This is a genomic window from Burkholderia sp. IMCC1007 (genome assembly GCF_027257875.1).
GTDB lineage: Bacteria > Pseudomonadota > Gammaproteobacteria > Burkholderiales > Burkholderiaceae > Burkholderia.
Genome location: NZ_JAPVQY010000090.1, coordinates 1 through 22430 on the forward strand (window position 1 = coordinate 1; position 22430 = coordinate 22430).

Sequence of the window (22430 nt, forward strand, 5' to 3'; positions counted from 1 at the left end):
CGCGCGCAGCCGCCCGTGCACCGCGCGCCGCGCGGCGTCGCCCGGCTCGAACGCCATGCGCCAGTCGGACGTCTTCGCGCCGACCGCGCGCACCAGCGCGAGCTGGCGCGCGACCTCGTGGCGCACGTGCTGGTCGGGCTCGGTTTCCGGCACGCGGTCGGTCAACAGTTCGTAAGGATTCTCGCGGCAATGCGCGAGCCGCAACGGGATGCCGGCGAGCCAGCACATCATCGCGGCCGGCAGCGGGCTCTGGCTGTAGACGGTGAAGATCACGGCCGCGTCGAAGCGGCCCGACAGCAGCTGGTCGATCATGTCGAGATCGGCGACCGGATCGCCGCGCGCGTCCGGATGCTTGACCCACGGCGCGTCGTAGGTCCACACGTCGTCGACCATCGGCAGGTGCTGGGTCAGCGCGGCGCCGGTGCGCGACGTCAGCAACGTGAGCCGGCGGCCGCTGCCGCTCTCCTTCAGCGCACGCAGCGCGGGCGTCGTCATCAGCACGTCGCCAAGGCTGTCGAGCCGCACGCACAGGATGCGGCGCGCACGATCCCAGGCGGCGCTCATCGCCGCACCCACAGTCCGTGGCGACGCGCGGCCTCGCGCATGACGATGTCGGCGGCGACATCGATGCGATCGACGACGTGGTGCGGGGTGCGCGCGGCATCGAGCCGCCATTCGGTCTCGTTGCCGCGGTCGACGAGGATCGTGGTGCAGCGTGCGCCGCGGCCGGCTTCGACGTCGTCGAGAATGTCGCCGATCATCCAGCTCCACTCGGCGACGGCGCCGAGCGTGGCGAGCGCGCGCCGCACCATGCCCGGGCGCGGCTTGCGGCACACGCAGTCACAGCTGTAGCGCGGCACGCTGCCGGCCGGGTGGTGCGGGCAGTAAAAAAAATCCGCCAGCGTCGCGCCGTTCGCTTCGAACAGCTCGGCGAGACGCTGGCGGACCGCGCCAAGCTCTTTTTCGGTAAAGCGGCCGAGCGCGACGCCCGGCTGGTTCGACACCACGGCGATCGGCATGCCCATCGCGCCGAGCGTGCGCAGCGCGCGCGCGGCGCCCGGCGCGAGCTGCATGCGCGCCGGATCGACGTTGTACGGCACGTCGACGAGCAGCGTGCCGTCCTTGTCGAGCAGCACGGCGCCGGGTAGCCGCCGTTCGCGCTTCAGGGCCATGATGTCTCCTTCATCGGCAGCACCATCACTTCCGGCACGACCGTGCCGGGCGGCTGCGTGAGCACGAAACGCACGGCGGCCGCGACGTGCTCCGGCGGCTGCAGCGTGTCCTCGTCGATGTCGGGGAAGCGGTCGAGCAGGAACGGCGTGCGCATCCCGCCCGCGACGATCGCCGACACGCTCACGCCGGCCGGGCGCAATTCCGCATGCAGCGCATGCGACAGCCCGAGGAGGCCCCACTTCGTCGCGTGATACGCGGACGCATTCGGCCACGCGCGCTTCGCCGCGGTCGACGCGATGTTGACGATGTGGCCGCGGCCGCGCGCCTTCATCATCGGCACGACCGCGTGGCATATCAGGTACGGGCCGAACAGGTTCGTCATCATCACCTGCTGCCACGCCGCGACGCTCACGTCGTCGATCGGCGCGGTCACGTCGATCGCCGCGTTGTTCACCACCACGTCGATATCGCCGAGCGCTTCGCGCGCATCCTGGATCACCTGCAGCACCGACGCCTCGTCGCGCACGTCGAGCGGCCGTCCGACCGCCTGCCCGCCATGCCGCTCGAGGCGTTGCGCGACCGCCGTCGCGCGATCGCCGTCGAGATCGGCGACGATCACGTGCGCGCCGTGCTGCGCGAGCTCCTCGCAGATGGCCTCGCCAAGACCGCGGCCGCCCCCCGTCACGAGTGCGGTGCGGCCGGCGAGCGGCGCTAGGGCTGAATCCTGGGTCGCGTTCACGTACACCTCCTGTCGGCGTGCAAAGAATCGTGGCGGGAACGCTTGTCTGGACAAGCGTCGGCAGGAGAGGTACAGCGAGAACCGTGCCCGTCTGCGCGTACCGTGGCGGTGTCGAGCCGTCGCGCGCCGGCGCTGGCTTTTTTATAAGTTCCTGTAAAAACGTGCCGGGTCGGCTGCGCTCAGATCGCGAGGCCGTCCGGCGTCGCCTGCGCGCGGTGCTTCGCGAGCGCGCGCAGGCAGTGCGCGATGCAGCCGGCGAACGCCTCGTCGAACCACGGCTGCGCGCCCGACACGCCCACCACGATCCCGTGCTGCGCGACGGCGCCCCACAGGTTGGTGTCGCCCGCGCGCAGCCGGTACGGCTCGAGCGCCTGTATCACGTGGCCGTCGCGGCCGGTTTCCCACGACAGCCGCGCCTTCGCGCGCGCATACGCGCGATAGTCGGCGTCCCAGTCCTTCGGGTCGGGCAGCGAGAATTCGTAGAGGATCGCGTCCTCGAACGCCGCATCGCGCGGCCCGAGCGCCGGGTCCATGATCACGATGTGCAGGCAGCCGCTGTCGCCGACGAAGTCGCTCTGCAACGCGGCGGACAGCGTCGGCAGCAGCAGCTCGACGGCGGCGACCGCCGCCTGGCGATCGGCGAACGCGCTACCGCCGCGGCGCTCGGTCAGGGCTGCGGGTGTCGTCGGTTTCAGAACGTTGGGCATGGATCTCTCCAGAGGAAAACGCGAGCGCGCGCAGCGCCGCGATCAGGTCGGCCGCTACCGCGGGCTTGGTCAGGTACGCATGGAAACCGGCTTCGACCGCGCGCGTGCGGTCGCGCTCGCGCGCATGGCCGGACAGCGCGAGCGCTTCGAGCGGCGCACGCTCGCCGCGCGGCCGGTCGGCGTCGAGCCGGCGTACGCGGCTCATCACCGTGTAGCCGTCTTCCTCGTCGTCGCCGAGGTCGATGTCGCATACGAGCAGCGCCGGCCAGTCCGCGCGGCGCATGCGCGACAGATCGTCGAGCAGCGCCTGCCCGGACGCGTAGGCCTGCACGTCCGCGCCAGCCGCCTTCAGCAGCTCGGTCAGCGCTTCGCGCGCCTCGTCGTGGTCGTCGACGCACGCGATGCGCACGCCGTCGAGCGGTTTCGTGTCGTGGGCCGAACCGGGATCCGGGCCGGCTCCCGCGCCCGGATCCGGCATGGCGTCCGCGGGTTGCATCGACGCCGGTGCCACCGCGCATACCGGGAGCGACAGGTGCAGCGTCACGCCGATGTCGTTGCGTTCGCGCACGACATAGCCGCCCGCGTCCTCGATCGCGGTCTGCAGGTGTTCGAGATCGACCAGCGACAGCTCGGGCGCGTCGACGCCCGCACAGGTGATCGTGATCCGCGCCTCGGGGTCGTGGCGCGCGGTGTGCACCTCGACCTGACCGCCGCCGCCCGCATCGACGCCGGCGCGGCACAGCGCCCACACGAAGCGCCGCAGCGCGGCCGGGTCGGCCTTCACGACCAGGTCTTCGTCCGACAAATGACGAAACACCGGCACGCCGCGCTGCGCGGCCGCGTCAGCCAGCGAGTCGAGCACCTGCGACACGAGCGGGTTGATCCGCACCGGCTGGCGCGCGAACTTCGCTTCGGTGCGCTCCAGTTCGCGCTGCTGGGCCTGCAACGACCACATCTGCGCGTACACGCCGCCGGCGGCCAGCAGCGCCTCGTGCGAGCCCTGTTCGACGAGCCGGCCGTACTCCATCACCAGGATCCGGTCCGCATCGGCGATCGTCGACAGCCGGTGCGCGATGATCAGGCTCGTGCGGTGCTGCGCGACGCGCGTCAGCTCCTGCTGGATCGCGCGCTCCGAGCGCGTGTCGAGCGCCGACGTGGCCTCGTCGAACACGACGATCGGCGGCGCCTTCAGCAGCGCGCGCGCGATCGCGACGCGCTGCCGCTCGCCGCCCGACAGCCGCACGCCGCGCTCGCCGACGCGCGTGTCGTACGCGTCGGGCAGCCGTTCGATGAACGCGTCGAGCTGCGCGCTGCGCGCGGCCGCGATCACTTCGCCGCGCGTCGCGTCACGCTTGCCGTACGCGATGTTGTAGGCGAGCGTGTCGTTGAACAGGATGGTGTCCTGCGGCACGATGCCGAGCGCGTCGCGCAGGCTGCGCTCGGTGACGAGGCGCAGGTCCTGCCCGTCGATCCGGATCGTGCCCGCATCGGGCTGGTACAGCCGGAACAGCAGCCGCGCGAGCGTCGACTTCCCCGAGCCGCTGCCGCCGACCACCGCGACCGACTGCCCGGGTTCGACGCGAAACGACACGTCCCACAGGATCTGCCGGCTCGGCTCGTAGCTGAAGTCGACATGCGCGAACTCGATCGCGCCGCCGCGCACCACCAGCGGCTGCGCGCCGGGCGCGTCGCCGTCCTCGCCCGGCTTGCCGCGCGCGTCCAGCAGCCCGAACAGGCGCTCGATGTTGGTCATCGCGTCGTTCGCCTCGCGGAACACGAAGCCGAGCGCGTTCAGCGGCAGGCTGATCTGGATGATGTACGCGTTGATCAGCACGAGGTCGCCGACCGTCATCGTGCCGCGCGCGACGTACTGGCCCGCGAGCAGCATCACCGCCGCGATGCCCGCGCCAATGCACGCGCTCTGCCCGATGTGCAGCGTCGACAGCGCGTACTGGTTGTCGACGCCGGCTTCGCGCCATTCGTCGAGCACGCGGTCGAGCCGGTCGCGTTCGACGTCCTCGCGCGCGAAGTACTTGACGGTGTCGACGTTCAGCAGGCTGTCGACCACGCGCGCATTCGATTCGGCTTCCAGCGCGTTCACGCGCCGCTGATAGCGCATCCGCCGGCGTGTGAACACGACCGTATAGGCCGCATAGACGGCGAACGTGACGAAGATGATGCCGGTGAAGCCGCCGCCGTACTTGACGACCACGATCACCAGCACCGAGCCGATCTCGAGCGCGGTCGGCACGACGGTGAACACCGCGACGCCGAGCAGGTAGCCGATGCCGGCCGTGCCTTTTTCGAGGTCGCGCACCACCGCGCCCGTCTCGCGCTGCGAATGAAAGCGCGCGCCGAGCCGGTGCAAGTGACCGAACGTGCGGACGGTAAACGACGCGACCGTGTGCTGCGTAACTTGCACGAAGGTCATGTCGCGCACTTCGTTCAGCGCGTTCGCTGCGAAGCGCACGACCGCATACGCGAACAGCAGCAGCACCGGCAGCGCGATCGGCTGGCCGGCCGCGCGGCCGAGCCCGTCGACGATGTCCTTGAGCAGCAGCGGCACCGATACGGCCGCCGCCTTCGCGCAGACCAGCAGCGCGATCGCCCCGAGCACGCGCGCGCGGTAATGCCAGATCGCGCGCCACAGCTCGACGGCGATGCGCCGCCGCAGGCCGCGTCCGGTGCGGGGGCGGCGATTGCGGCGATTGCGGCGGTCGTCGCGATCGTCGCGCGCGTCGCGGTCTTCGCGCGACGTGTCGTCAGTGCCGGTCGTCATGCGCGCGATGCCTGCGCTCGAGGTCGGGTCGTCCCGCGCATCGGCCGTCAATGGCGCGGTTCGCGATCGCGGTCCTGGCCGGAGCCTGCACCGGCACCTGTACCTGAACTGGAGCCGGAGCCGGACCCTGCACCCGCACCTGAACTGGAGCCCAAGCCGGAGCCTGTGCCCGAAGCTGAGCTGGAGCCGAAGCCGGAGCCCGAACCTGAACTGGCGCCGAAGCCGGGGACGGAGCTGGACGCGGAACCGCCGCCGGGCCTGGCGCCGGCGCCTGAACTCGAGCCTGAACTGGAGCCGGCACCGCTGCCCGGCTCGGGATCGCGCGCAGGCGGTTGCGTCGGCGTGACCGTGCGCTGTGCCGGATGCAGCACCATCCCCGTGTCGTGCTCGCCGTCGCGGCGCACGCGCACGCGGTTCTCGACGTCGCGCACGCCCGTGCAGTCGTCGGCGATATCCTCGATGTCGTGCTTCATCCAGCGGGCCGGCACGGTGCCGTCCAGCTCGACGCGGCCTTCGCTCACCTGCACGGTGACGTCGCTCACGTCGATTTCCAGCGCGTGCGCGAGCCGCTCGCACACGTCCTCGCGAATCCGCTCGTCCGAGCGCGTATAACCCTTCGGCCCGCGCCGGTAGCGCAGCGCCTCGCGTTCCGGATCGCCGCCGAAACGCGACAGATCCGGTGCGTCGGCGCGACGCTGACCGCGTGGATCGCGTGGGTCGCGTGGGTCGCGTGCATCTCGCGGGTCGCGCGGGTCGCGTTGATACCGCGAATCCCGCGGGTCGTACTCTCGTTCGCCGCCGTACCAGCCCATCCGGTGATGGCCGCGGTATTGGGGCTGGCCGCCGCCGTAGCGCGTGTCACGTGCGGGGCCACCCTCGGAACGCTGCCCGGAATGGCTTTGGCCGCGCTGGGCCTCCCACGCCGGATCGCGCGGGCCGCCGGGCCCGCCATGCCAGTCGCCGGACCCACGGCCGCGCTCGGCCGCCGAGCGCGCCGAGCGTTCGCTCCATTCGCTGCCCCAGTCTTCGGGGCCGACGTCTTCGCTCGCGAAGCGCCGGTACGCGGATTCATAGTCTTCGTCGGGCCGCAGCGACGGGTCGTCCGGGATCCCGCGCCCCACGCCCCGGTACGCGCGTTCGTTGCGTTCCTGCCAGTCGGGCGCGCCGCCGCGGCCGCCCGGTCGTCCGGGATATCGTCGTTCCATGGTGTCTCTCCTTGATCGCGCCAGTGCCACGCGGCCCCATGCCGTGCCGCGGCGTGTGTCGGTCGGGGCGTTGCAAATCATGTGCCGCCGCGCCGTGCGCGCCGCGGATGTCGAGCGCGGCGCGGGGGTGCGATCGGCGCGCAGCGATCCGGCACTCATCGATCGGCGTAGGTGACGGAGCACCCCTCGCGGAGCACCCCTCGCCGGACGCGCTTTGCCAGGCTCCCCTGGCCGGACGCCCGTGGCCGGACGCCCCTGGCCGGGCACGCCTAGCCGGGCGCGCCTAGCCGGACGCCCCTGGGCGGGCGCCCCTGGCCGGGCGCCCCTGGCCGGGCGCCCCTAGCCGGGCGCCCCTATCTGCAACGCCATTGCAGTTTTTGCGCAGAGCGATGCGGCGCGACCGCCCTACGCCCCGCCCACGCCCGATTCGTCGGGCTCATCCGGCGCGTCGGGATCGTCGATGCGCCCCGGCTCGCTCAGCCGCTCGGTGCGGTCCGGCTCGATGTCGGCGCCCTCCTCGAGCGTCGAGTCGCCGTCCGCCGACGCGCGCTCGCCGGTGCCCGCGCGGTCCGTGTCGCTGTCGAGCGCCGCGTCGCCGCGCTCCAGTGCATGCTCGTCGAGCGGCGAATCGACGTCGAACGGATGGCGCCGCGCGCCGGCCGTGTCGCTGCCGCTGTCGGACGAGTCGCTGGGCCCCAGCGCGCGGCCGTCGCGACCGCGCCGCGCGTTCTCGTCGTCCGGGCCGACCGGTTCGTTGTCGGGATTCAGGGTGCTGTTCATGTCGATGTCCTCGTATAGCGTCGGCCCGCGCCCCGGGCGGACATCCGCGCTGGACGGGCCCGCGGCGGGCATGTCGACCGTCGATGCAAACGGCATGCCACGTCGCGGCAAACCAGCCTGCCGCGCCGGGGATTTCCCGAGTTGTGTGCGCGGGGGCACATAGGATGCGCACAGATTGCGTCGCAGTTTTGAGTTGCCCTATGCTTTTGCAGTGCCAATCCGTTTGACTTGCCGCTGCCGGCTCGCTTCGCGGCGGCACGGTGGGTTCCCCCGCCCGTATTCGAGTTGCCGTTCGATGACGAAAGACCACGCCATTCCCGATCCGCATCCGCCGCTCGGCCCAGCCGATGCGCGCGACCTCCTGCACCGTTTCGCCGAGTTCCGTTTCGAGACCGTCGTCGACGCGATCACCGACTACGCGGTCTTCATGCTCGACCCGCACGGCAACGTCGCCACATGGAACGCGGGTGCGGAACGCATCAAGGGCTATCGCCCGGCCGAGACCATCGGCCACCATTTCTCGCGCTTCTACCCGTCCGAGGCGGCAGCCGCCGGACGCCCCGCATTCGGGCTCCGACAAGCGATCGCGCACGGCCGCTTCGAGGACGAAGGCTGGCGGGTGCGCAAGGACGGTTCGATGTTCTGGGCGAACGTGACGATCACGGCCGTGCATGACCACACCGGCCAGCTGGCCGGCTTCATCAAGATCACGCGCGACATGACCGAGCGCAAGCGGCTCGCGGAACTGGAAGCGTCGACGCATCGGCTCAGCGTGTTCATCGCGATGCTCGCGCACGAGCTGCGCAACCATCTCGCGCCGCTGCGCCATTCGGTCGGCGTGCTGCAGACGCTGCCGGACCCGGCCCCCGGGCTCGCGCAGTGCCGCGACGCCGTGAACCGTCAGGTCGCGCAACTGACGCGGCTCGTCGACGATCTGCTCGACGTCGGCCGCATCACGGCCGGCAAGCTCGAACTCGACAATGCGCCCGTCACGGTGCGCGACCTGGTGTGCCGCGGCGTCGAAAGCATCCAGCCGAAGCTGGCCACCCGCGCGCAGCACATTCGCGTCGACCTGCCGCCCGACCCCGTCGTCGTGCGCGGCGACGCCGGACGGCTCGTGCAGGTGCTGCACAACCTGCTCGACAACGCGTCGAAGTTCTCGCCGCGCGGCGGCCGCATCGACGTCGACGCCAGTGTCGAAGGCGCAATCGTCACGATTCGCGTGACCGATCACGGCGTCGGCATCGCGGCCGGCTCGCTCGAATCGATCTTCGACCTGTTCGAGCAGGAACGCGGGCCGGGCCGCCGCCCGTCCGACGGCTTCGGCCTCGGTCTCGCGATCTGCCGGTCGTTCGTCGAACTGCACGGCGGGATCATCACGGCGCGCAGCGACGGCCCCGGTCACGGCGCGACGTTGTCCGTACAGTTGCCGGTGGAACCTACGCAGCGCACCGCGCCGGACGAAGCACCGGCGCCGCGCGTACGCGAGCAGCCGACCGCCGCGCCGCTGCGCATCGTCATCGTGGACGACAACCGCGACGCCGCCGACACACTCGCCGTGCTGCTGCAGGTGAAGGGGCACGTGCCGCGCGTCGCGTACAACGCGGAGGATGCGCTGGCGCTCGCGCGCGACACCGTTCCGCACCTGATGTTCATCGACCTGTCGATGCCCGACGTCGACGGCTACACGCTATTGCACACACTGCGCGGGATCGACGCGCTGGCCGGCATGACGTGCGTCGCGCTGTCCGGCCACGCGGCGGAGTCCGACCTGGCGCGCACCGCGAGCGAGGGCTTCGACGAGCACCTCGTGAAGCCCGTCGAAATGGCGGTGCTCGACGCGCTGTTGCAGCGCGTCGGCCGCAAGGTCCACGGCACGCCGTAAGCGCGGCCACGACACCCGACGTTCACGCCATCGCGCGGCACATCGCCGCGCATGCATCGCACGCGAGCGCGCAGCGGCGGCAGTGTTCGTGCGCATGCTGCCGGCATTCCGCCGCGCACCGGTCGCACGCGTGCGCGCACAGCGCGCACACCTGCGGCGCGAGCGTGCTGCGGCGGGCCATCGCGCCCGACGCGAAGCGGCACAGCTGCGCGCAGTCGATGTCGAGCGCGATGCACGCGGCCAGTACGTGCGCGTCGGGTTCCGTGATGCATCCGGCCGTACACGCATCGCATGCGTGTGCGCATGCATCGCACGCGGCCATGCAGGTGTCGTATCGATCGTTCAGTTCGCTCATCGCGGCACTCCTCGTGGTGGTCGGGTTCGTCATGGGGTCAGCTTCACCTTCATCCAGCCGGGCTCGCGTACGTCGAACGCGCGATACGCGTCGATCGCGTTGGTCAGCGGCTCGCAGCGCGTGAGCACCGACGCCGGATCGAACGCACCGCTGCGCACCAGCTCGATCAGTTGCGGCGCGATCGTCCGGTGATTGCAGTTGCCCATCTTGATCGTCAGGTTGCGGTTCATCGCCTCGCCGATCGGGAACACGCGCGCCTGAGGCGGATACACGCCGATCACCGAAACCGTGCCGGCCTTCGCGACCGCGCGCACCGCCCACTGCAGCACCTGCGACGGCCCGTCGCCCGGCACCCAGTTGCGGCCGTCCGGCTTGCGGCGCGGCGCGACCGCGTCGAGTTCCGCGTCGAACGCGCGTGCCGCGTCGCGGTCGGCGGCCGCCGGCCCCTGCGTCGCGCGCATCGCATCCACGCCCACCGCATCGATCACGCGATCGACGCCGATCCCGCCGGTCAGGCGCAACACGGTGTCGACCGGGTCTTCCTCGGAGAAGTCGATCGTCTCCGCGCCCTGTGCGCATGCCATCTCGAGCCGCGATGCAATGCGGTCGATCGCGATCACGCGCCCCGCGCCCATCAGCTTCGCGCTCGCGATCGCGAACTGGCCGACCGGCCCCGCGCCGAACACGGCGACCGTGTCGCCCGGCTTCACCTCCGCGAGTTGCGCGCCGAAATAGCCGGTCGGAAAGATGTCGGACAGCAGGATCGCGCGGTCGTCGTCGAGCTCGTCGGGCAACCGGATCAGGCTCGCGTTCGCAAGCGGCGTGCGCGCGTATTCGGCCTGCAGCCCGTCGAACGGGCCGGAGTCCGCCGGGCCGCCATAGAACGCGGTGCCCGCGCGCGGGCCGCCCGGGTTCGCGACGTCGCATTGCGCGGTATAGCCCGCGCGGCAGTACACGCAGCTGCCGCATGCGATCGTCGATGGAATCAGCACGCGATCGCCGCGCCGCAGGTTGCGCACGTCGCGCCCGACGGCTTCGACGATGCCGACGCCTTCGTGACCGAGAATCGTGCCCGGCTTCATTCCGCCAAGCGTGCCGCGCACCATGTGCAGGTCGGTGCCGCAGATCGCGCTGGCCGTCAGGCGCACGACCGCGTCGGTCGCGTGCGCGACTTCCGGGTCGGGCACCGTATCGATGCGAATGTCGCCGATGCCGTGAAATACGACTGCTTTCATGTCAGGCCCTCCTTGTCGAAAGCGGAAACGGTGCAATTGACCGTCATGCCGTTCGAGCAAGGCCCGCGCCCGTGGGCGGCGGCAGGGTGGCTGGGGGAGTACGCGAGGATTTTGCAAGCTTCGCGCGGCAGGCGCGGAGCGGGGGCGCCTGCGCATTGAGCGGGGCGACTGGCGCGCGGCGTGCGGCGTGCGGCGTGCGGCCTGCGGGTGCAATCAGTCGGCCGCTGGCGCGCCGCCGTCGCCCCGCTTCGAGATCGCTTCGACGAGCTTGAGTTCGTCGTCGATCGACAAAGTCGTGTCGGTCACTTCACCGCCGAACGGCGCAAGCGCCGCGCTCAGCGCGACGACGTCGAGCTGCGTCGCGGCCAGCCCCACCGACACGGTGTCCGGCCGCGCGTTGCGCGCGATGCGATCGATCAGCGCGTCGTCCACGGGCCGCTCGCGCGACGCATCGAACGCCGCTTCGACGCGCTCGAGCGCGCGGCCGACCAGCGAGCCGGATGTAGCGTGGCCGCGCCCGACCGTCTGCGTGTGCAGTTGTCCGTCGGCCGCGCACTGAACGATCACGACGCCCGTCGGCGACACGACGCCACGCGCGCGCAACGTCTGCAGTTCGGCGGCCACGCGTCGGGCCGTGTCCAGGTCGGGATAGCACACCACGATCAACGTATTCATCAGTGACTCCCTGGCGCGCACCGGTAGCCGTGCGCGCCGCATTCAATGCAGGCCGAACGCGATCTTCAGGCTCGCGATGATCATCTGCATCGCGATCGCCGCGAGAATCATCCCCATCAGCCGCTGCGTGACGGCCGTCACGCGCGGCGACAGATAGTGGCCGATGAACGGCGCGGCCAGCAGCGCCGCGCTCAGCAGCAGCAGGAACGCGACGAGCCCGAGCGCGAACGCGAGCTCCTGCCCGCTCGCGAACGCGGTGTGGCCGAGCACGATCATCGTCGCGATCGTGCCGGGGCCGACCAGCAGCGGAATCGTCAGCGGATAGATCGCGATACTGTCGGCGCCGGCCGCATCCGCGCCTTCGCCGTCGCCCGGCGAATGCTGACGGCTCGGCGCGCCATGCAGCATCGACAGCGCGATCAGCAGCACGAGCAGCCCGCCCGCGAGACTGAAATCGTCGATCGTCAGGCCGAACGCGTGCAGGATCGCGCCGCCCGCGACCGCCGACACGATGCAGCCGATCGTCACGCCGATCGCGGCCGTCAGCGCGACCTTGCGCCGTGCGTCGTCGGTCGCGCCTTCCGTCAACGACAGGAACACCGGCACGTTCGCAATTGGGTTCATGATCGCGAACAGCGCCGCGAACACCTTGATGGAGAAAGTCAGGTCGACGTTCACGTGCGTGCTCCGTCGTGGCGGGATGATTCGCACGAAGGTTTCGATGCGGGACCGATGCATGCGCCGCACGATACTGCTACGATCGACGCACCGCTGCCGGCGGCCCGCGCGGCGGCTCGATCGAGATCGCGCGACACGCGCCGTCGCATCCCCGCTCACGCATGACGGAGGGCCCTGACCGATGCAAGCAAGCGATACGTACATGGATCACGAGATCCGCGTCGATGCGACGCGCAACGCGAACGGCGCGTGGGTCGCGCAGGTGCGGATCTTCCGCGACGGCGTGCCGGTCGATCTCCCTGCTCCCGAACTCGTCACGCCCGAATGGCTCACGTGCGAGGAAGCGCTGCGCGGCGGGATCGATCAGGGCCGCGTGATGATCCGCACGCGGGAGCGCTAGCCGCACGCGGTTCATCGCCCGGCGCCGGGCCGCGTCGGTGCGCGCACCGACTGGCCGGCCTCGAACGCGCCGCGCATCAGCCGCGACACGTCGTCCAGCGTCAGCTCGACCGAGGTCGATGCCGCCGTGTCGGCGTCGATCACGCGGTGGCCGATGATGCGCTCGGCAATCGCGTTGAGCACGGTCTCGACGAGATACTTTTCCATTCGGTTTCCTGTCCGGTTCCGGGCCGCTTCGCGCGTCGCGGTGATAGTTGCGTGCGCAACCAGATCGGCACGCGTGCGCGGGTTGTGCGTCGGCGTGCACATCGCGGAGCGTGCGGCATCGGGATGGGGCGGTCAAGGTACAGTCGGTGATAGGCGCTGCATCGCGTGCCGGGCGGGGTACAGCGCGCGCTTCGGGCGACGTGGCGGGATCCGGCCGCGCATCGCCGTGTCATACCCGGCGTCACTCGTGCGCCACCGCCCCCTGCCGCTCGAGCGCTTCTTCCGCGCGCAGGCACTCGAGATCGCGGCCGATCGTCGCGACCGCGAGCCGCGCGTTGCCGCGCCAGTACGTCACCGAACCGTCATGCGCGCGCAGGTCGCCGTCGATCTCGACGCGATCCCATTGCTCCGCATGTCCCACATAGCGGACGGTCAGGTCGTAATGCTGGGTCCAGAAGAACGGCACCGCGTCGAACGGCCGCTGCTGCCCGAGCATGTTGCGCGCGGCGGCGATGCCCTGCCGCTCGGCGACAACCCAGTGCTCGACGCGAATGTGCTCGCCCGTCAGCGGATCGGGCCAGCGCGCGATGTCGCCGGCCGCATAGACGCCCGGTGCGCTCGTCTGCAGGAAGCGGTCGACCGTCACGCCGCGGTCGATGGCGAGGCCCGCGTCCTGCGCGAGCGCGACGTTCGGATGCACGCCGATGCCGACCAGCACGACGTCGGCCGGCAGCACGTCGCCGTTCGACAGCGTCACGCGATCCGGCGCGATCTGCGCGGGCGTCGCGCCGAGATGGAACACCACGCCGTGCGATTCGTGCAGCGCGCGGAGCGTGTCGCCGAGCGCTTCGCCGAGCACGCGCGCCATCGGATGTGCATCGGGCGCGACGACGTGCACGTCGAGCCCGCGCGTACGCAGCGCGGCCGCCGCTTCGAGGCCGATGAAGCTCGCGCCGACCACGACGCAGCGCGTGGCCGTTTTCAGTTTGCCGATCAGCGCGTCGCAATCGGCGCGCGAGCGCAGCACGCACACGTGCGGCAGCTCGGCGCCCGGCACGGCCAGCCGGTTCGGCTCCGCGCCGGTGGCGAGCAGCAGCGCGCCGTATGCAATCCGGCTGCCGTCGGCCAGCTCGACCGCGCGCTGTGCCGGGTCGATGCGCGCGACGCGCGTGCCGCAGCGCACGTCGATGCGCTGGTCGGTATAGAACGCGGCACCGCGCAGCGGCAGCCAGTCGGCCTCGGCCGTGCCGGCCAGGTAATCTTTCGACAGATTCGGCCGGTCGTACGGCGGCTCGCTATCGGCGCTCAGCAGCGTGATCGCGTGCGGGTAACCTTCCTCGCGCAGCGTCACGGCCGCCGCGATCGCGGCCGCGCCGCCGCCGACGATCACCACCGAGTCGGGCAGCCCGGCCGCATTCAACGCAGGCGGCGCCGCGGCCGGCCGCGCATCGAGCACGACCGCGCGGCCATCGCGACGCTCGACGCGCCAGCACGTCAATCCATCGAGCGCGGGCGCGCGCTGCATGGCGCCGGTACGCAGGCAGAACGCCGCGTGATGCCACGGACAACGAATCGTGTCGCCGACCAGCAGCCCTTCGGCGAGCGGTGCGCCGTAATGCGTGCATTGCGCGCCGAGCGCGAACAGTTCGTCGGCGCGGCGCACGAGCAACACGGCGGCGTCGCCGACATGGCCCTCGATCATCGCGCCGTCGGCAATGTCGTCGAGTGCGATCCCCTGCGCGAGATCGGGACGTGAAGACGAAGCGTCGCTTCCGGACATGGCGTGGCTCCCTGCGCGTGAGGTAACGATCCCATTATCGGCGTCCTTCCCGAAAAGAACAGGTACAGACGCCCCGCAGCGCACGCAGACGCGGACTGTAGCTTGTACGCGATCCGCGACCGGCGTACAACGTGATCCACGTTGCGGCGCAGCACACCGCCCGCGCGTGCGGGCGTGCCGCCGAGCCAAGCAATCCGCGTGCCGCGTCTGCCCTTCATCCCGTCACGAGGAGGCGCTACCCGATGGCTACCGTGCTGTGCGTGCTCTATCCCGATCCCGTCGATGGCTATCCGCCGCGCTACGCGCGTGACGCGGTTGCGGTCATCACGCGGTACGCCGACGGGCAAACCGCGCCGACGCCGGCCGGCCCGCCCGGCTTTCGGCCCGGCGAACTCGTCGGCTGCGTATCCGGCGCGCTCGGGCTGCGCGGCTATCTGCAAGCGCACGGCCACACGCTGATCGTGACGAGCGACAAGGACGGCCCCGACTCCGAGTTCGAACGCCGTCTGCCTGAAGCGGACGTCGTGATTTCCCAGCCGTTCTGGCCGGCCTACCTGAGCGCCGAACGTATCGCGATGGCGCCGAAACTCAAGCTCGCACTGACGGCCGGCATCGGCTCCGATCACGTCGATCTCGACGCGGCCGCACGCGCGCGCATCACCGTCGCCGAAGTCACGGGCTCGAACAGCATCAGCGTGGCCGAACACGTCGTGATGACGACACTCGCGCTGGTGCGCAACTATCTGCCGTCGCACGCGATCGCGCAGCAAGGCGGCTGGAACATCGCCGATTGCGTGTCGCGCAGCTACGACGTCGAAGGGATGCATTTCGGCACGGTCGGCGCGGGACGTATCGGCCTCGCGGTGCTGCGCCGGCTGAAGCCGTTCGGGCTGCACCTGCACTACACGCAGCGCCACCCGCTCGATGCCGCGATCGAGCAGGAACTCGCGCTGACCTGGCACGACGACGCGGCATCGCTCGCGAGCGCGGTCGATATCGTGAGCCTGCAGATTCCGCTGTATCCGTCGACCGAACACCTGTTCGATGCGGCGATGATCGCGCGCATGAAGCGCGGCGCGTACCTGATCAACACCGCGCGCGCGAAGCTGGTCGAGCGCGATGCGGTCGTGCGTGCCGTCGCATCCGGGCATCTGGCCGGTTACGGCGGCGATGTCTGGTTTCCGGAGCCGGCGTCCGCCGATCATCCGTGGCGCACGATGCCTTATAACGGGATGACGCCGCACATCTCGGGCACGTCGCTGTCGGCCCAGGCGCGCTATGCGGCCGGCACGCTGGAGATCCTGCAGGACTGGTTCGACGGAAAGCCGATCCGCGACGAATACCTGATCGTCGACGGCGGCGCGCTCGCGGGAACGGGCAAGCAGTCGTATCGGCTCACCTGAGCGTGAGCGCGAGCCTGCGCCGCGCGATCACGGTCACGGTCACGGTCATGGTCATGGTCAGCCCACGCACACGGTCGCGAGCTTGCCGACCGTGACGACCGCGCGCTCGATCTCCGGCGACCACGGGCTGCTGTAGTTCAGCCGGATGAAGTTCCGGTAGTTGTCCGTGATCGAGAACATGTAGCCCGGCCCGATCGTGATCCCCTGCTCCAGCGCAAGCTGGTACAGCCGCATCGCATCGACCTGCGCCGGCAACTCGACCCACAGCACGTAGCCGCCCGCCGGGCTCGAGATGCGCGTGCCTTCGGGGAAGAACCGCGACACCATCGCACGCATCAGGTTCGCCTGCTGTGCATAGGCCTTGCGAATGCGCCGCAAGTGATGCTCGTAACCGTCCCGTTCGAGAAACTCGGCAATCGCGAGCTGCGGTATCGACGGCGTCGCCAGCGTGTTCAGGAACTTCAGCTTCTCGACCTGCTCCCGATAGCGGCCCGGCAATGCCCAGCCGATCCGGTATGCGGCCGTGAGGCTCTTCGAAAACGACGCGCAATGCAGCACGATGCCGCTGCGGTCGTACGACTTCAGCGCACTGGGATGCGTATTGCCGAAATACAGTTCGTTGTACACGCCGTTCTCGATGATCGGCAGATCGGCCTTCGTTGCGAATTCAACCAGTTCGCGCTTGCGCTCGTCGGGCATCTGGAAGCCGAGCGGGTTCTGGAAGTTCGGCATCACCATGCACGCGGCGATCGACTGCGACTTCGCGATCGCCGCCAGCGCCGCGATGTCGATTCCGTATTCGGGGTGCGTCGCCACCTCGATCGCCTTCATCCCCATCCGTTCGATCGCGTGCAGCATCGCGTAGAACGTCGGCGACTCGACCGCAATCGTATCGCCCGGCTTCGCGACCGCCTGCAGACACAGATTGATCGCCTCGGTCGCGCCCACCGTCACGATGATCTCGTTCGGGTCCACCGACATCCCGTTCTCCAGATAGCGGCGCGCGATCTGACGGATCAATCGCGGATGGCCGGGCGGCAGCCCGTCCGTCACGCCCCACAACGACTTGTCGCGGCCGGCCGCGTATGCATAGCGGTTCAGCTTCTCGAACGGAAACAGGCTCGGGTCCGGATACGGCGAGCCGAGCGGCACCGCGTCGTCCGTGCCGATCGAGCGCAGCGTCGACAGCACGAGCCGGCTCATGTCGACCGACGACGAAATCGCGATCGGCTTCGACGGCCTCAGCTCGCGCACCGGCGCATGGCCGTCGTCGTTGCGCAGGTTCACGAAGTAACCCGACTGCGGACGACTCTCCAGCAACCCGCGGCTTTCGAGCAGCAGGTACGCATGCAGCACGGTCGTGATGCTGATCCGGTGCTGCTGGCTCGCCTGCCGTACCGACGGTACGCGATCGCCGTGTCGATACACGCGTTGCCGGATGAGTCTCTCTATGTCGTTCGCGAACTTTTCGTAGAGCTTCATCCGCCTCGCCCCGCCAGCGGTGAACCGGCCCGCGATGCATCGGCGAGCATGCCGCGCCGATGCGGGAAGCCGGACAGCCGTGCGCGGTCGCGGGCGTTCCGGTTCGAGCGTCGTCCGTTAGCGAAATTGAAGGCGGATAGCAATGCGAAATCCATCATGACAGGGTCCGGCATCCTACTGCGTCATTTCGGCGAATGTAAGTGACAGTTTGGCGGTGAAACGCCAAATCGCGCGGGCGTGGTGAACAGATGGAAGGACGGCGGCACGCGGTGTTGTCGTGGCGTTCGCGATCGTCGCGGCGGCCAGCGACAACGCCATGCGCGTGCGGGCATTCGCGGTGTCCGAATGTATCCGCGTCGGCGATGTCGTCGACGCGAAGATCAATCGGCCGCGTTCATTCGTCGACGACCTTCGTCGGGAACGAACGCCGCGGTTCGATTCGATCAGCTCGCTGAGTCTGCGGTGAATCGCCAGCACCCGACTCGACTACGCGAGCAAGCCGGATCGCAGGCCGCCCGCCGCATCGACGATCGCAGCCGCGATTGCACGACCGCACGATCCCAAGAAGAACAGCGCCAGCCTCGCCGCGACGCCGACGCGCCGCCACGCGCAATGCGCACCGCATCCACGCCGCCGGCCATCCACGCACGCCCCCGCCTACCCAAGCGCGTGACGAACGACCTTGCCGCCGAACCCCGTCACGACGTTGTCGACCGAGAACGGCGTGGCCTCTTCCGCTTCGAGAATCACCGCGGCGCTGCCGGGCACGAGCTGCGCCGCGACCGACTCGACGAAGCGGCCGTCGAGCATCGCATGGCCGGCCGCGTCGGCGACGGTGCCGAGCCCCGCGCCGGCCGCCATGCCGGTCACGACACCGAGCGGCCCGGCGAGCATTCCGAGCAGGCCGCCCGCGAGCGCGCCGATCAGCCCGCCCTTGAACGGCGGCGCTTCGGCGTCGAGCACGACGAGCTTGCCCGCTGCGTCCTTTTCAACGGCGACGCCGTTATCGACATGAAACCCTGCGTTCTTCTCCGACAGTGCGTCGAAATCCTTCGCCGCGCGACGGGCCATGTCGGCGTTGCCGAACACGGCGACGATCAGTTGCCTGGCCATTCGATACCTCCTGCAGTGACGATCCGGGCGGCGGCCGCCGGCCGACGATCATCCGCGTACGAGTCGGGCCGCATGCATTGCGCCCGGTATTCAACTATTCGACGCCGCGACCCGCCGCCGTGCGATGCAGCGTCGGGCCCCGCCCGCTTACCTGCGCGCGTGCGCATCGTCGCCGGCGTCGGCAGCGTCGTCGGCCTCGATCGGAAACCGGTGCTGCCCGAAACTGAGGATCAGCACGCCCACCGCGAGCAGCACGATCCCGACCGTGGTCATCAGCATGCGCTCGGGGCTGTCGGTTGCGCCGCGCAGGATCAGATCCCGTGCGAGCGACGTCATCGCGATGAACAGCGGAAAACGCACCGGCAGGCGGCCGAGCCGCAGATAGCGCACGTCCATCGCGAGCACTTCGAGATACAGGAACATCAGCAGCAGATCGGTCAGCGACACCTCGCCCGCCACGATCACCTTCCACGCCTCCTGCACCATCGCGAACACCGTCGCGAGCCCGATCACGATCAGTCCGCCCAGCTCGGCGGCGTGCAGGAAATGGCCGAAGCGGCGGCGAAGGTGTTCGGCCAGCGGCCAGGAAGCGGTGGACATGTTCGACGTGTCGGGCGATGGAATGACGGGGACCGGAAAGCAGCGCCGCCGCCGGCTGCACCGGCGCGCGCATCGTCGCGAATCGCGAGCGAGCCCAATCTACCGCGCGCGCCACGCGGCCTCAAGAGCACAGCGCCGCGCGCGTCAGGAGCACAGCCGCGCGAAGCCCGCACAAAGGGTCCGTTGCTTGACCCGTTCGAATGACAGATTGACGATACGTGTTCCAAAGACCCGCCGAAGCTGCTAGATTGCATGCTCGACGACGTTACGCGGTGCGGAACAGCCACGCGCCGGGCGAACGCGGCCATCCTGTCTGCCTCCCCCTTTTCGCGCCCGGGCGGCAGGCCGCCGCCGCTGCGGCCCGTTGCGCGATGCCCGCGCAACGTCCTTCATCCGCATGTCACAAAGAGAACAGTCGCATGACACAGTCCAACCGTTCGCGTTCGCGCGCCGCGGCATCCGCGGGCCGTTCGTCCCGACATGACTGACCGGCAGGCCGCGATGCAAACCCGTCCCCCGCTTCCCCAGAATGTCCACAGCCCGATCACGCGCAGCGCGATCTTCCTCGTCGCCACCGTCAACCCGGGCGCCGAGCGCGCCGATACGATCCGCGGATGGTGCGGCGACATCGCCGCGCTGGTGCGCTCGGTCGGCAAGCGCGTGCCGGACGGCAACCTGTCGTGCGTGTGCGGCTTCGGCTCCGACGCATGGGATGCGCTGTTTGGCGAGCCACGCCCCGCGTCGCTGCATCCGTTCCGCGAATTCGGCGCCGGCCAGCGCGTCGCGATCGCGACGCCCGGCGACATCCTGCTGCACATCCGCGCCGACGCGATGGACCTGTGCTTCGAACTCGCGACGCAACTGCTCAACGCGCTCGGCGACGCGGTCACCGTCGTCGACGAAGTGCACGGCTTCCGCAACTTCGACCAGCGCGCGATGATCGGCTTCGTCGACGGCACCGAGAACCCGGAAGGCCGCGACGCGGTCGACTTCACGGTGATCGGCGACGAGGATCCCGAGTTCGCGGGCGGCAGCTACGTGATCGTGCAGAAGTACCTGCACGACATGGCCGGCTGGAACGCGCTCCCGGTCGAGACGCAGGAGCGCATCATCGGCCGCACGAAGCTGTCCGACATCGAGCTCGCGCCGGACGTGAAGCCGTCGTGCTCGCACAGCTCGCTGACCACGCTCGACGAAAACGGCCAGGAAGTGAAGATCCTGCGCGACAACATGCCGTTCGGGCGGCCCGGTTCCGGCGAATTCGGCACCTATTTCATCGGCTACGCGCGTTCGCCGGCGCCGATCGAGCAGATGCTCGAGAACATGTTCGTCGGCCGCCCGCCCGGCAACTACGACCGGCTGCTCGACTTCAGCCGCGCGGTCACCGGCTCGCTGTTCTTCGTGCCGTCGGCCGACCTGCTCGAAGCGCTCGCCGATCGCCCGGCGCCGGCCGATGCCGACGCCGCCGCTGCGCCGCCGTCCCGGCCGCAACCCGCATCCCCCGAGTCGCGCCGTGACGGCTCGCTGAACATCGGATCGCTGAAAGGAGCCAAAGCCTATGAATAACCTGCACCGCGAACTCGCACCGATCTCGTCGTCGGCCTGGGAACAGATCGAGGAAGAAGTCGCACGCACCTTCAAGCGCTCGGTGGCCGGGCGCCGCGTGGTCGACGTCCAAGGCCCGGCGGGCCCCGAGCTGTCGGCGGTCGGCACCGGGCACCTGCTCGACGTGACCGCGCCGCGCGAGCTGGTGAGCGCGCGGCTGCGCGAAGTGCGCACGATCGTCGAGCTGACGGTGCCGTTCGAGCTGAGCCGCGATGCGATCGACAGCGTCGAGCGCGGCGCGCGCGACGCCGACTGGCAGCCGGCGAAGGACGCCGCACAGCGGCTGGCCTTCGCGGAAGACGCCGCGATCTTCGACGGCTACCCGGCCGCCGGCATCGTCGGCATCCGCGAAGGCACGTCGAACCGCAAGCTGACGCTGCCGACCGACGTCAGCGCGTATCCGGACGCGATCAGCGACGCGCTGGAAGCGCTGCGGCTCGCCGGTGTCGACGGCCCGTACACCGTCGTGCTCGGCTCCGACGCGTACACGGCGCTCAGCGAGGCGCGCGACCAGGGTTACCCGGTGCTCGGCCACATCAAGCGGATCGTCAGCGGCGAGATCATCTGGGCGCCGGCGATCAGCGGCGGCTGCGTGCTGTCCACGCGCGGCGGCGATTACGAGCTGCACCTCGGCGAAGACGTGTCGATCGGCTACACGAGCCATACCGACAAGGTCGTCCGCCTGTACCTGCGCGAAACGTACACGTTCCTGATGCTGACGAGCGAGGCATCGGTGGCCGTGGCGCCGCAGGCCAGCGCGGCGGCCTGACGTCCCGCGCGCGATGCCTGCCGGGCGTCGCGCGCACCGGCCGCGTTGCCGGCCGCACGTTCGTCGCCAACCGTACCATCCTGCATGGAGCGTGAAATGAGCGAATCGAATGAAGCACTACAGGCACTGCAAGCGTCGATCGACACTCTGAAGCAGACCCTCGACGCCAACGCAAGCCGCGAGGCCGGCGACACCGCCGTGCTGTTCACCGTCGTGTCGCTGATGCTGGCCGAGCTGCCGCCCGACACCCGCAACCTGATCGAGGATTCGTTCTCCGTCTGGGCCAATGGTCTGCAAAATGCGTCATTGTCGACGTACGTGAGGCAGGTCGCGCGGCAACGGCTCGCGATGACACTCACGGACTGACACCCGCACCACGGTTGCGCCCGGTCGGGCGCGCACCGTGCAACCCACCCTCCCCATCAACGGCTCCGCGCCGCGCAGCGGCCACGCTGCGCGCGCGGCGCGACGTAACGCGCGCGCGTACGCTGCCGCACCGCACCATCGCGCCGCTGCGTGCGCACCGCGTTTCCTCCCGCACCTCCGTTCGCGCCGGCCGTCCGCCGGCCCCCTGCGCGCCAATGTCGCACCGCGCTTCGCGCGCGTCGCGCGCCGGCATGCTTCCCCGTTGCGCACGCCGCAGCCGCATGCGCGCGACGCTGTACTCCTTGCTGCACGTGCACGCGCGCATGTGAGGGTGCAATTCGCGGCCGGGCCGGCGCGGAACTGTGTCTTGGACGCCTGCGGCCGATTCGCTATTTTGAACGCAGTCGCAGTGATGCCGCGGGCTACGCGCCGCACCGGTGCTGCCGGCATCGGCCACGGCCGGGCACCGCACCGGCGCGCGCTGCGCGACCGGGC

At 70.0% G+C, this 22430-nt stretch carries 24 protein-coding genes; 7 read left to right on the plus strand and 17 right to left on the minus strand.

Translation table 11 applies throughout. The features are described 5' to 3' along the window. The 7 genes from O1Q03_RS37790 to O1Q03_RS37820 form a co-directional block, all read right to left on the minus strand. On the minus strand, window positions 1-564 hold a 564-nt coding region (locus tag O1Q03_RS37790), incomplete at its 3' end, for a glycosyltransferase family 9 protein (protein ID WP_442865922.1). After that, the gene (locus tag O1Q03_RS37795; protein WP_269510773.1) at window positions 561-1172 is read right to left on the minus strand and encodes a D-glycero-alpha-D-manno-heptose-1,7-bisphosphate 7-phosphatase; all 612 of its coding nucleotides are present in this window, start codon (window positions 1170-1172) and stop codon (window positions 561-563) included. The genes O1Q03_RS37795 and O1Q03_RS37790, both read right to left, overlap by 4 nt. Then, window positions 1163-1912, minus strand: a complete 750-nt coding sequence (locus O1Q03_RS37800; protein ID WP_269510775.1) for an SDR family oxidoreductase — start codon at window positions 1910-1912, stop codon at window positions 1163-1165. Before O1Q03_RS37800 ends, O1Q03_RS37795 begins: the two co-directional genes overlap by 10 nt. Before the next feature lie 179 nt (window positions 1913-2091). Further along, entirely contained in the window at window positions 2092-2619 is a 528-nt protein-coding gene (locus O1Q03_RS37805) for a hypothetical protein (RefSeq protein WP_269510777.1), read from the minus strand. Continuing rightward, the gene (locus O1Q03_RS37810) at window positions 2561-5398 is read right to left on the minus strand and encodes an ABC transporter transmembrane domain-containing protein (RefSeq protein ID WP_269510778.1); all 2838 of its coding nucleotides are present in this window, start codon (window positions 5396-5398) and stop codon (window positions 2561-2563) included. The genes O1Q03_RS37805 and O1Q03_RS37810 overlap by 59 nt, the downstream gene beginning before the upstream one ends. Before the next feature lie 47 nt (window positions 5399-5445). Beyond that, window positions 5446-6603, minus strand: a complete 1158-nt coding sequence (locus tag O1Q03_RS37815; RefSeq protein WP_269510779.1) for a BON domain-containing protein — start codon at window positions 6601-6603, stop codon at window positions 5446-5448. A 405-nt stretch (window positions 6604-7008) separates the two neighbouring features. Further along, window positions 7009-7383 (minus strand): chemotaxis protein, encoded by a 375-nt coding sequence (locus O1Q03_RS37820; RefSeq protein ID WP_269510780.1) that lies wholly within the window; start codon window positions 7381-7383, stop codon window positions 7009-7011. 295 nt (window positions 7384-7678) lie between these two features. Here O1Q03_RS37820 and O1Q03_RS37825 point away from each other — a divergent pair, with 295 nt between their 5' ends. Then, a complete protein-coding gene (locus tag O1Q03_RS37825) occupies window positions 7679-9268 on the plus strand; it encodes a PAS domain-containing hybrid sensor histidine kinase/response regulator (protein WP_269510782.1) in 1590 nt (529 codons plus the stop codon). 22 nt (window positions 9269-9290) lie between these two features. On the opposite strand, the gene O1Q03_RS37830 is transcribed toward O1Q03_RS37825, so the two are convergent. From O1Q03_RS37830 to O1Q03_RS37845, 4 genes are all read right to left on the minus strand, one after another. Then, complete coding sequence (locus tag O1Q03_RS37830) at window positions 9291-9623, minus strand: four-helix bundle copper-binding protein (protein WP_269510784.1); 333 nt, start codon at window positions 9621-9623, stop codon at window positions 9291-9293. Window positions 9624-9652: 29 nt separating this feature from the next. Continuing rightward, a complete protein-coding gene (locus O1Q03_RS37835) occupies window positions 9653-10858 on the minus strand; it encodes a zinc-dependent alcohol dehydrogenase (RefSeq protein ID WP_269510786.1) in 1206 nt (401 codons plus the stop codon). A gap of 213 nt (window positions 10859-11071) precedes the next feature. Continuing rightward, entirely contained in the window at window positions 11072-11533 is a 462-nt protein-coding gene (locus O1Q03_RS37840) for a hypothetical protein (protein WP_269510788.1), read from the minus strand. Between the two features lie 42 nt (window positions 11534-11575). After that, complete coding sequence (locus O1Q03_RS37845; protein ID WP_442865923.1) at window positions 11576-12157, minus strand: MarC family protein; 582 nt, start codon at window positions 12155-12157, stop codon at window positions 11576-11578. Between the two features lie 235 nt (window positions 12158-12392). Between O1Q03_RS37845 and O1Q03_RS37850 the strand changes: the two genes are divergently transcribed. Continuing rightward, window positions 12393-12611: a DUF6566 family protein gene (locus tag O1Q03_RS37850; RefSeq protein WP_269510792.1), complete on the plus strand. Its 219-nt coding sequence runs from the start codon at window positions 12393-12395 to the stop codon at window positions 12609-12611. A gap of 11 nt (window positions 12612-12622) precedes the next feature. Here the strand turns inward: O1Q03_RS37850 and O1Q03_RS37855 are convergent, their stop codons facing one another. Together O1Q03_RS37855 and O1Q03_RS37860 are read right to left on the minus strand one after the other, a co-directional pair. Beyond that, the gene (locus O1Q03_RS37855; protein ID WP_269510794.1) at window positions 12623-12817 is read right to left on the minus strand and encodes an enoyl-ACP reductase; all 195 of its coding nucleotides are present in this window, start codon (window positions 12815-12817) and stop codon (window positions 12623-12625) included. 241 nt (window positions 12818-13058) lie between these two features. Next, the gene (locus O1Q03_RS37860; RefSeq protein WP_269510796.1) at window positions 13059-14597 is read right to left on the minus strand and encodes an FAD-dependent oxidoreductase; all 1539 of its coding nucleotides are present in this window, start codon (window positions 14595-14597) and stop codon (window positions 13059-13061) included. Window positions 14598-14839: 242 nt separating this feature from the next. Here O1Q03_RS37860 and O1Q03_RS37865 point away from each other — a divergent pair, with 242 nt between their 5' ends. Beyond that, window positions 14840-16000, plus strand: coding sequence for an NAD-dependent formate dehydrogenase (locus O1Q03_RS37865; RefSeq protein WP_269510798.1), 1161 nt, complete (start codon window positions 14840-14842; stop codon window positions 15998-16000). Between the two features lie 57 nt (window positions 16001-16057). Here O1Q03_RS37865 and O1Q03_RS37870 read toward each other — a convergent pair whose 3' ends face one another. Beyond that, complete coding sequence (locus tag O1Q03_RS37870) at window positions 16058-17482, minus strand: aminotransferase-like domain-containing protein (RefSeq protein WP_269510800.1); 1425 nt, start codon at window positions 17480-17482, stop codon at window positions 16058-16060. Further along, complete coding sequence (locus O1Q03_RS37875) at window positions 17479-17640, minus strand: hypothetical protein (RefSeq protein WP_269510802.1); 162 nt, start codon at window positions 17638-17640, stop codon at window positions 17479-17481. The genes O1Q03_RS37870 and O1Q03_RS37875 overlap by 4 nt, the downstream gene beginning before the upstream one ends. Window positions 17641-17759: 119 nt before the next feature. Between O1Q03_RS37875 and O1Q03_RS37880 the strand changes: the two genes are divergently transcribed. Beyond that, entirely contained in the window at window positions 17760-17948 is a 189-nt protein-coding gene (locus O1Q03_RS37880) for a hypothetical protein (RefSeq protein ID WP_269510804.1), read from the plus strand. Between the two features lie 191 nt (window positions 17949-18139). Here the strand turns inward: O1Q03_RS37880 and O1Q03_RS37885 are convergent, their stop codons facing one another. Beyond that, window positions 18140-18595 (minus strand): DUF1269 domain-containing protein, encoded by a 456-nt coding sequence (locus tag O1Q03_RS37885; RefSeq protein WP_269510806.1) that lies wholly within the window; start codon window positions 18593-18595, stop codon window positions 18140-18142. 147 nt (window positions 18596-18742) lie between these two features. Further along, window positions 18743-19195 carry a phosphate-starvation-inducible protein PsiE gene (locus tag O1Q03_RS37890; RefSeq protein WP_269510808.1) on the minus strand — a complete coding sequence of 151 codons (453 nt, stop codon included), beginning with the start codon at window positions 19193-19195 and terminating at the stop codon, window positions 18743-18745. Between the two features lie 480 nt (window positions 19196-19675). On the opposite strand from O1Q03_RS37890, the gene O1Q03_RS37895 reads away from it, so the two are divergent. The 3 genes from O1Q03_RS37895 (at window position 19676) to O1Q03_RS37905 (ending at window position 21935) form a co-directional block, all read left to right on the plus strand. Then, window positions 19676-20761 (plus strand): Dyp-type peroxidase, encoded by a 1086-nt coding sequence (locus O1Q03_RS37895; RefSeq protein ID WP_269510810.1) that lies wholly within the window; start codon window positions 19676-19678, stop codon window positions 20759-20761. Then, entirely contained in the window at window positions 20754-21569 is an 816-nt protein-coding gene (locus O1Q03_RS37900; protein ID WP_269510812.1) for a family 1 encapsulin nanocompartment shell protein, read from the plus strand. The genes O1Q03_RS37895 and O1Q03_RS37900 overlap by 8 nt, the downstream gene beginning before the upstream one ends. A 96-nt stretch (window positions 21570-21665) precedes the next feature. Then, the gene (locus tag O1Q03_RS37905) at window positions 21666-21935 is read left to right on the plus strand and encodes a hypothetical protein (RefSeq protein ID WP_269510814.1); all 270 of its coding nucleotides are present in this window, start codon (window positions 21666-21668) and stop codon (window positions 21933-21935) included. The last annotated feature ends 495 nt before the right edge of the window (window positions 21936-22430 follow it).

Excerpts from the sequence above, each read along its gene's own strand:
- O1Q03_RS37875 (WP_269510802.1), bottom strand. The coding sequence starts at position 17,640 with ATGATGGATTTCGCATTGCTATCCGCCTTCAATTTCGCTAACGGACGA.
- O1Q03_RS37845 (WP_442865923.1), bottom strand. The coding sequence starts at position 12,157 with ATGAACCCAATTGCGAACGTGCCGGTGTTCCTGTCGTTGACGGAAGGC.
- O1Q03_RS37825 (WP_269510782.1), top strand. The coding sequence starts at position 7,679 with ATGACGAAAGACCACGCCATTCCCGATCCGCATCCGCCGCTCGGCCCA.
- O1Q03_RS37860 (WP_269510796.1), bottom strand. The coding sequence starts at position 14,597 with ATGTCCGGAAGCGACGCTTCGTCTTCACGTCCCGATCTCGCGCAGGGG.
- O1Q03_RS37905 (WP_269510814.1), top strand. The coding sequence starts at position 21,666 with ATGAGCGAATCGAATGAAGCACTACAGGCACTGCAAGCGTCGATCGAC.
- O1Q03_RS37840 (WP_269510788.1), bottom strand. The coding sequence starts at position 11,533 with ATGAATACGTTGATCGTGGTGTGCTATCCCGACCTGGACACGGCCCGA.
- O1Q03_RS37850 (WP_269510792.1), top strand. The coding sequence starts at position 12,393 with ATGCAAGCAAGCGATACGTACATGGATCACGAGATCCGCGTCGATGCG.
- O1Q03_RS37865 (WP_269510798.1), top strand. The coding sequence starts at position 14,840 with ATGGCTACCGTGCTGTGCGTGCTCTATCCCGATCCCGTCGATGGCTAT.
- O1Q03_RS37835 (WP_269510786.1), bottom strand. The coding sequence starts at position 10,858 with ATGAAAGCAGTCGTATTTCACGGCATCGGCGACATTCGCATCGATACG.
- O1Q03_RS37855 (WP_269510794.1), bottom strand. The coding sequence starts at position 12,817 with ATGGAAAAGTATCTCGTCGAGACCGTGCTCAACGCGATTGCCGAGCGC.
- O1Q03_RS37815 (WP_269510779.1), bottom strand. The coding sequence starts at position 6,603 with ATGGAACGACGATATCCCGGACGACCGGGCGGCCGCGGCGGCGCGCCC.
- O1Q03_RS37820 (WP_269510780.1), bottom strand. The coding sequence starts at position 7,383 with ATGAACAGCACCCTGAATCCCGACAACGAACCGGTCGGCCCGGACGAC.
- O1Q03_RS37870 (WP_269510800.1), bottom strand. The coding sequence starts at position 17,482 with ATGAAGCTCTACGAAAAGTTCGCGAACGACATAGAGAGACTCATCCGG.
- O1Q03_RS37805 (WP_269510777.1), bottom strand. The coding sequence starts at position 2,619 with ATGCCCAACGTTCTGAAACCGACGACACCCGCAGCCCTGACCGAGCGC.
- O1Q03_RS37795 (WP_269510773.1), bottom strand. The coding sequence starts at position 1,172 with ATGGCCCTGAAGCGCGAACGGCGGCTACCCGGCGCCGTGCTGCTCGAC.
- O1Q03_RS37885 (WP_269510806.1), bottom strand. The coding sequence starts at position 18,595 with ATGGCCAGGCAACTGATCGTCGCCGTGTTCGGCAACGCCGACATGGCC.
- O1Q03_RS37810 (WP_269510778.1), bottom strand. The coding sequence starts at position 5,398 with ATGACGACCGGCACTGACGACACGTCGCGCGAAGACCGCGACGCGCGC.
- O1Q03_RS37900 (WP_269510812.1), top strand. The coding sequence starts at position 20,754 with ATGAATAACCTGCACCGCGAACTCGCACCGATCTCGTCGTCGGCCTGG.
- O1Q03_RS37895 (WP_269510810.1), top strand. The coding sequence starts at position 19,676 with ATGACTGACCGGCAGGCCGCGATGCAAACCCGTCCCCCGCTTCCCCAG.
- O1Q03_RS37830 (WP_269510784.1), bottom strand. The coding sequence starts at position 9,623 with ATGAGCGAACTGAACGATCGATACGACACCTGCATGGCCGCGTGCGAT.
- O1Q03_RS37890 (WP_269510808.1), bottom strand. The coding sequence starts at position 19,195 with ATGTCCACCGCTTCCTGGCCGCTGGCCGAACACCTTCGCCGCCGCTTC.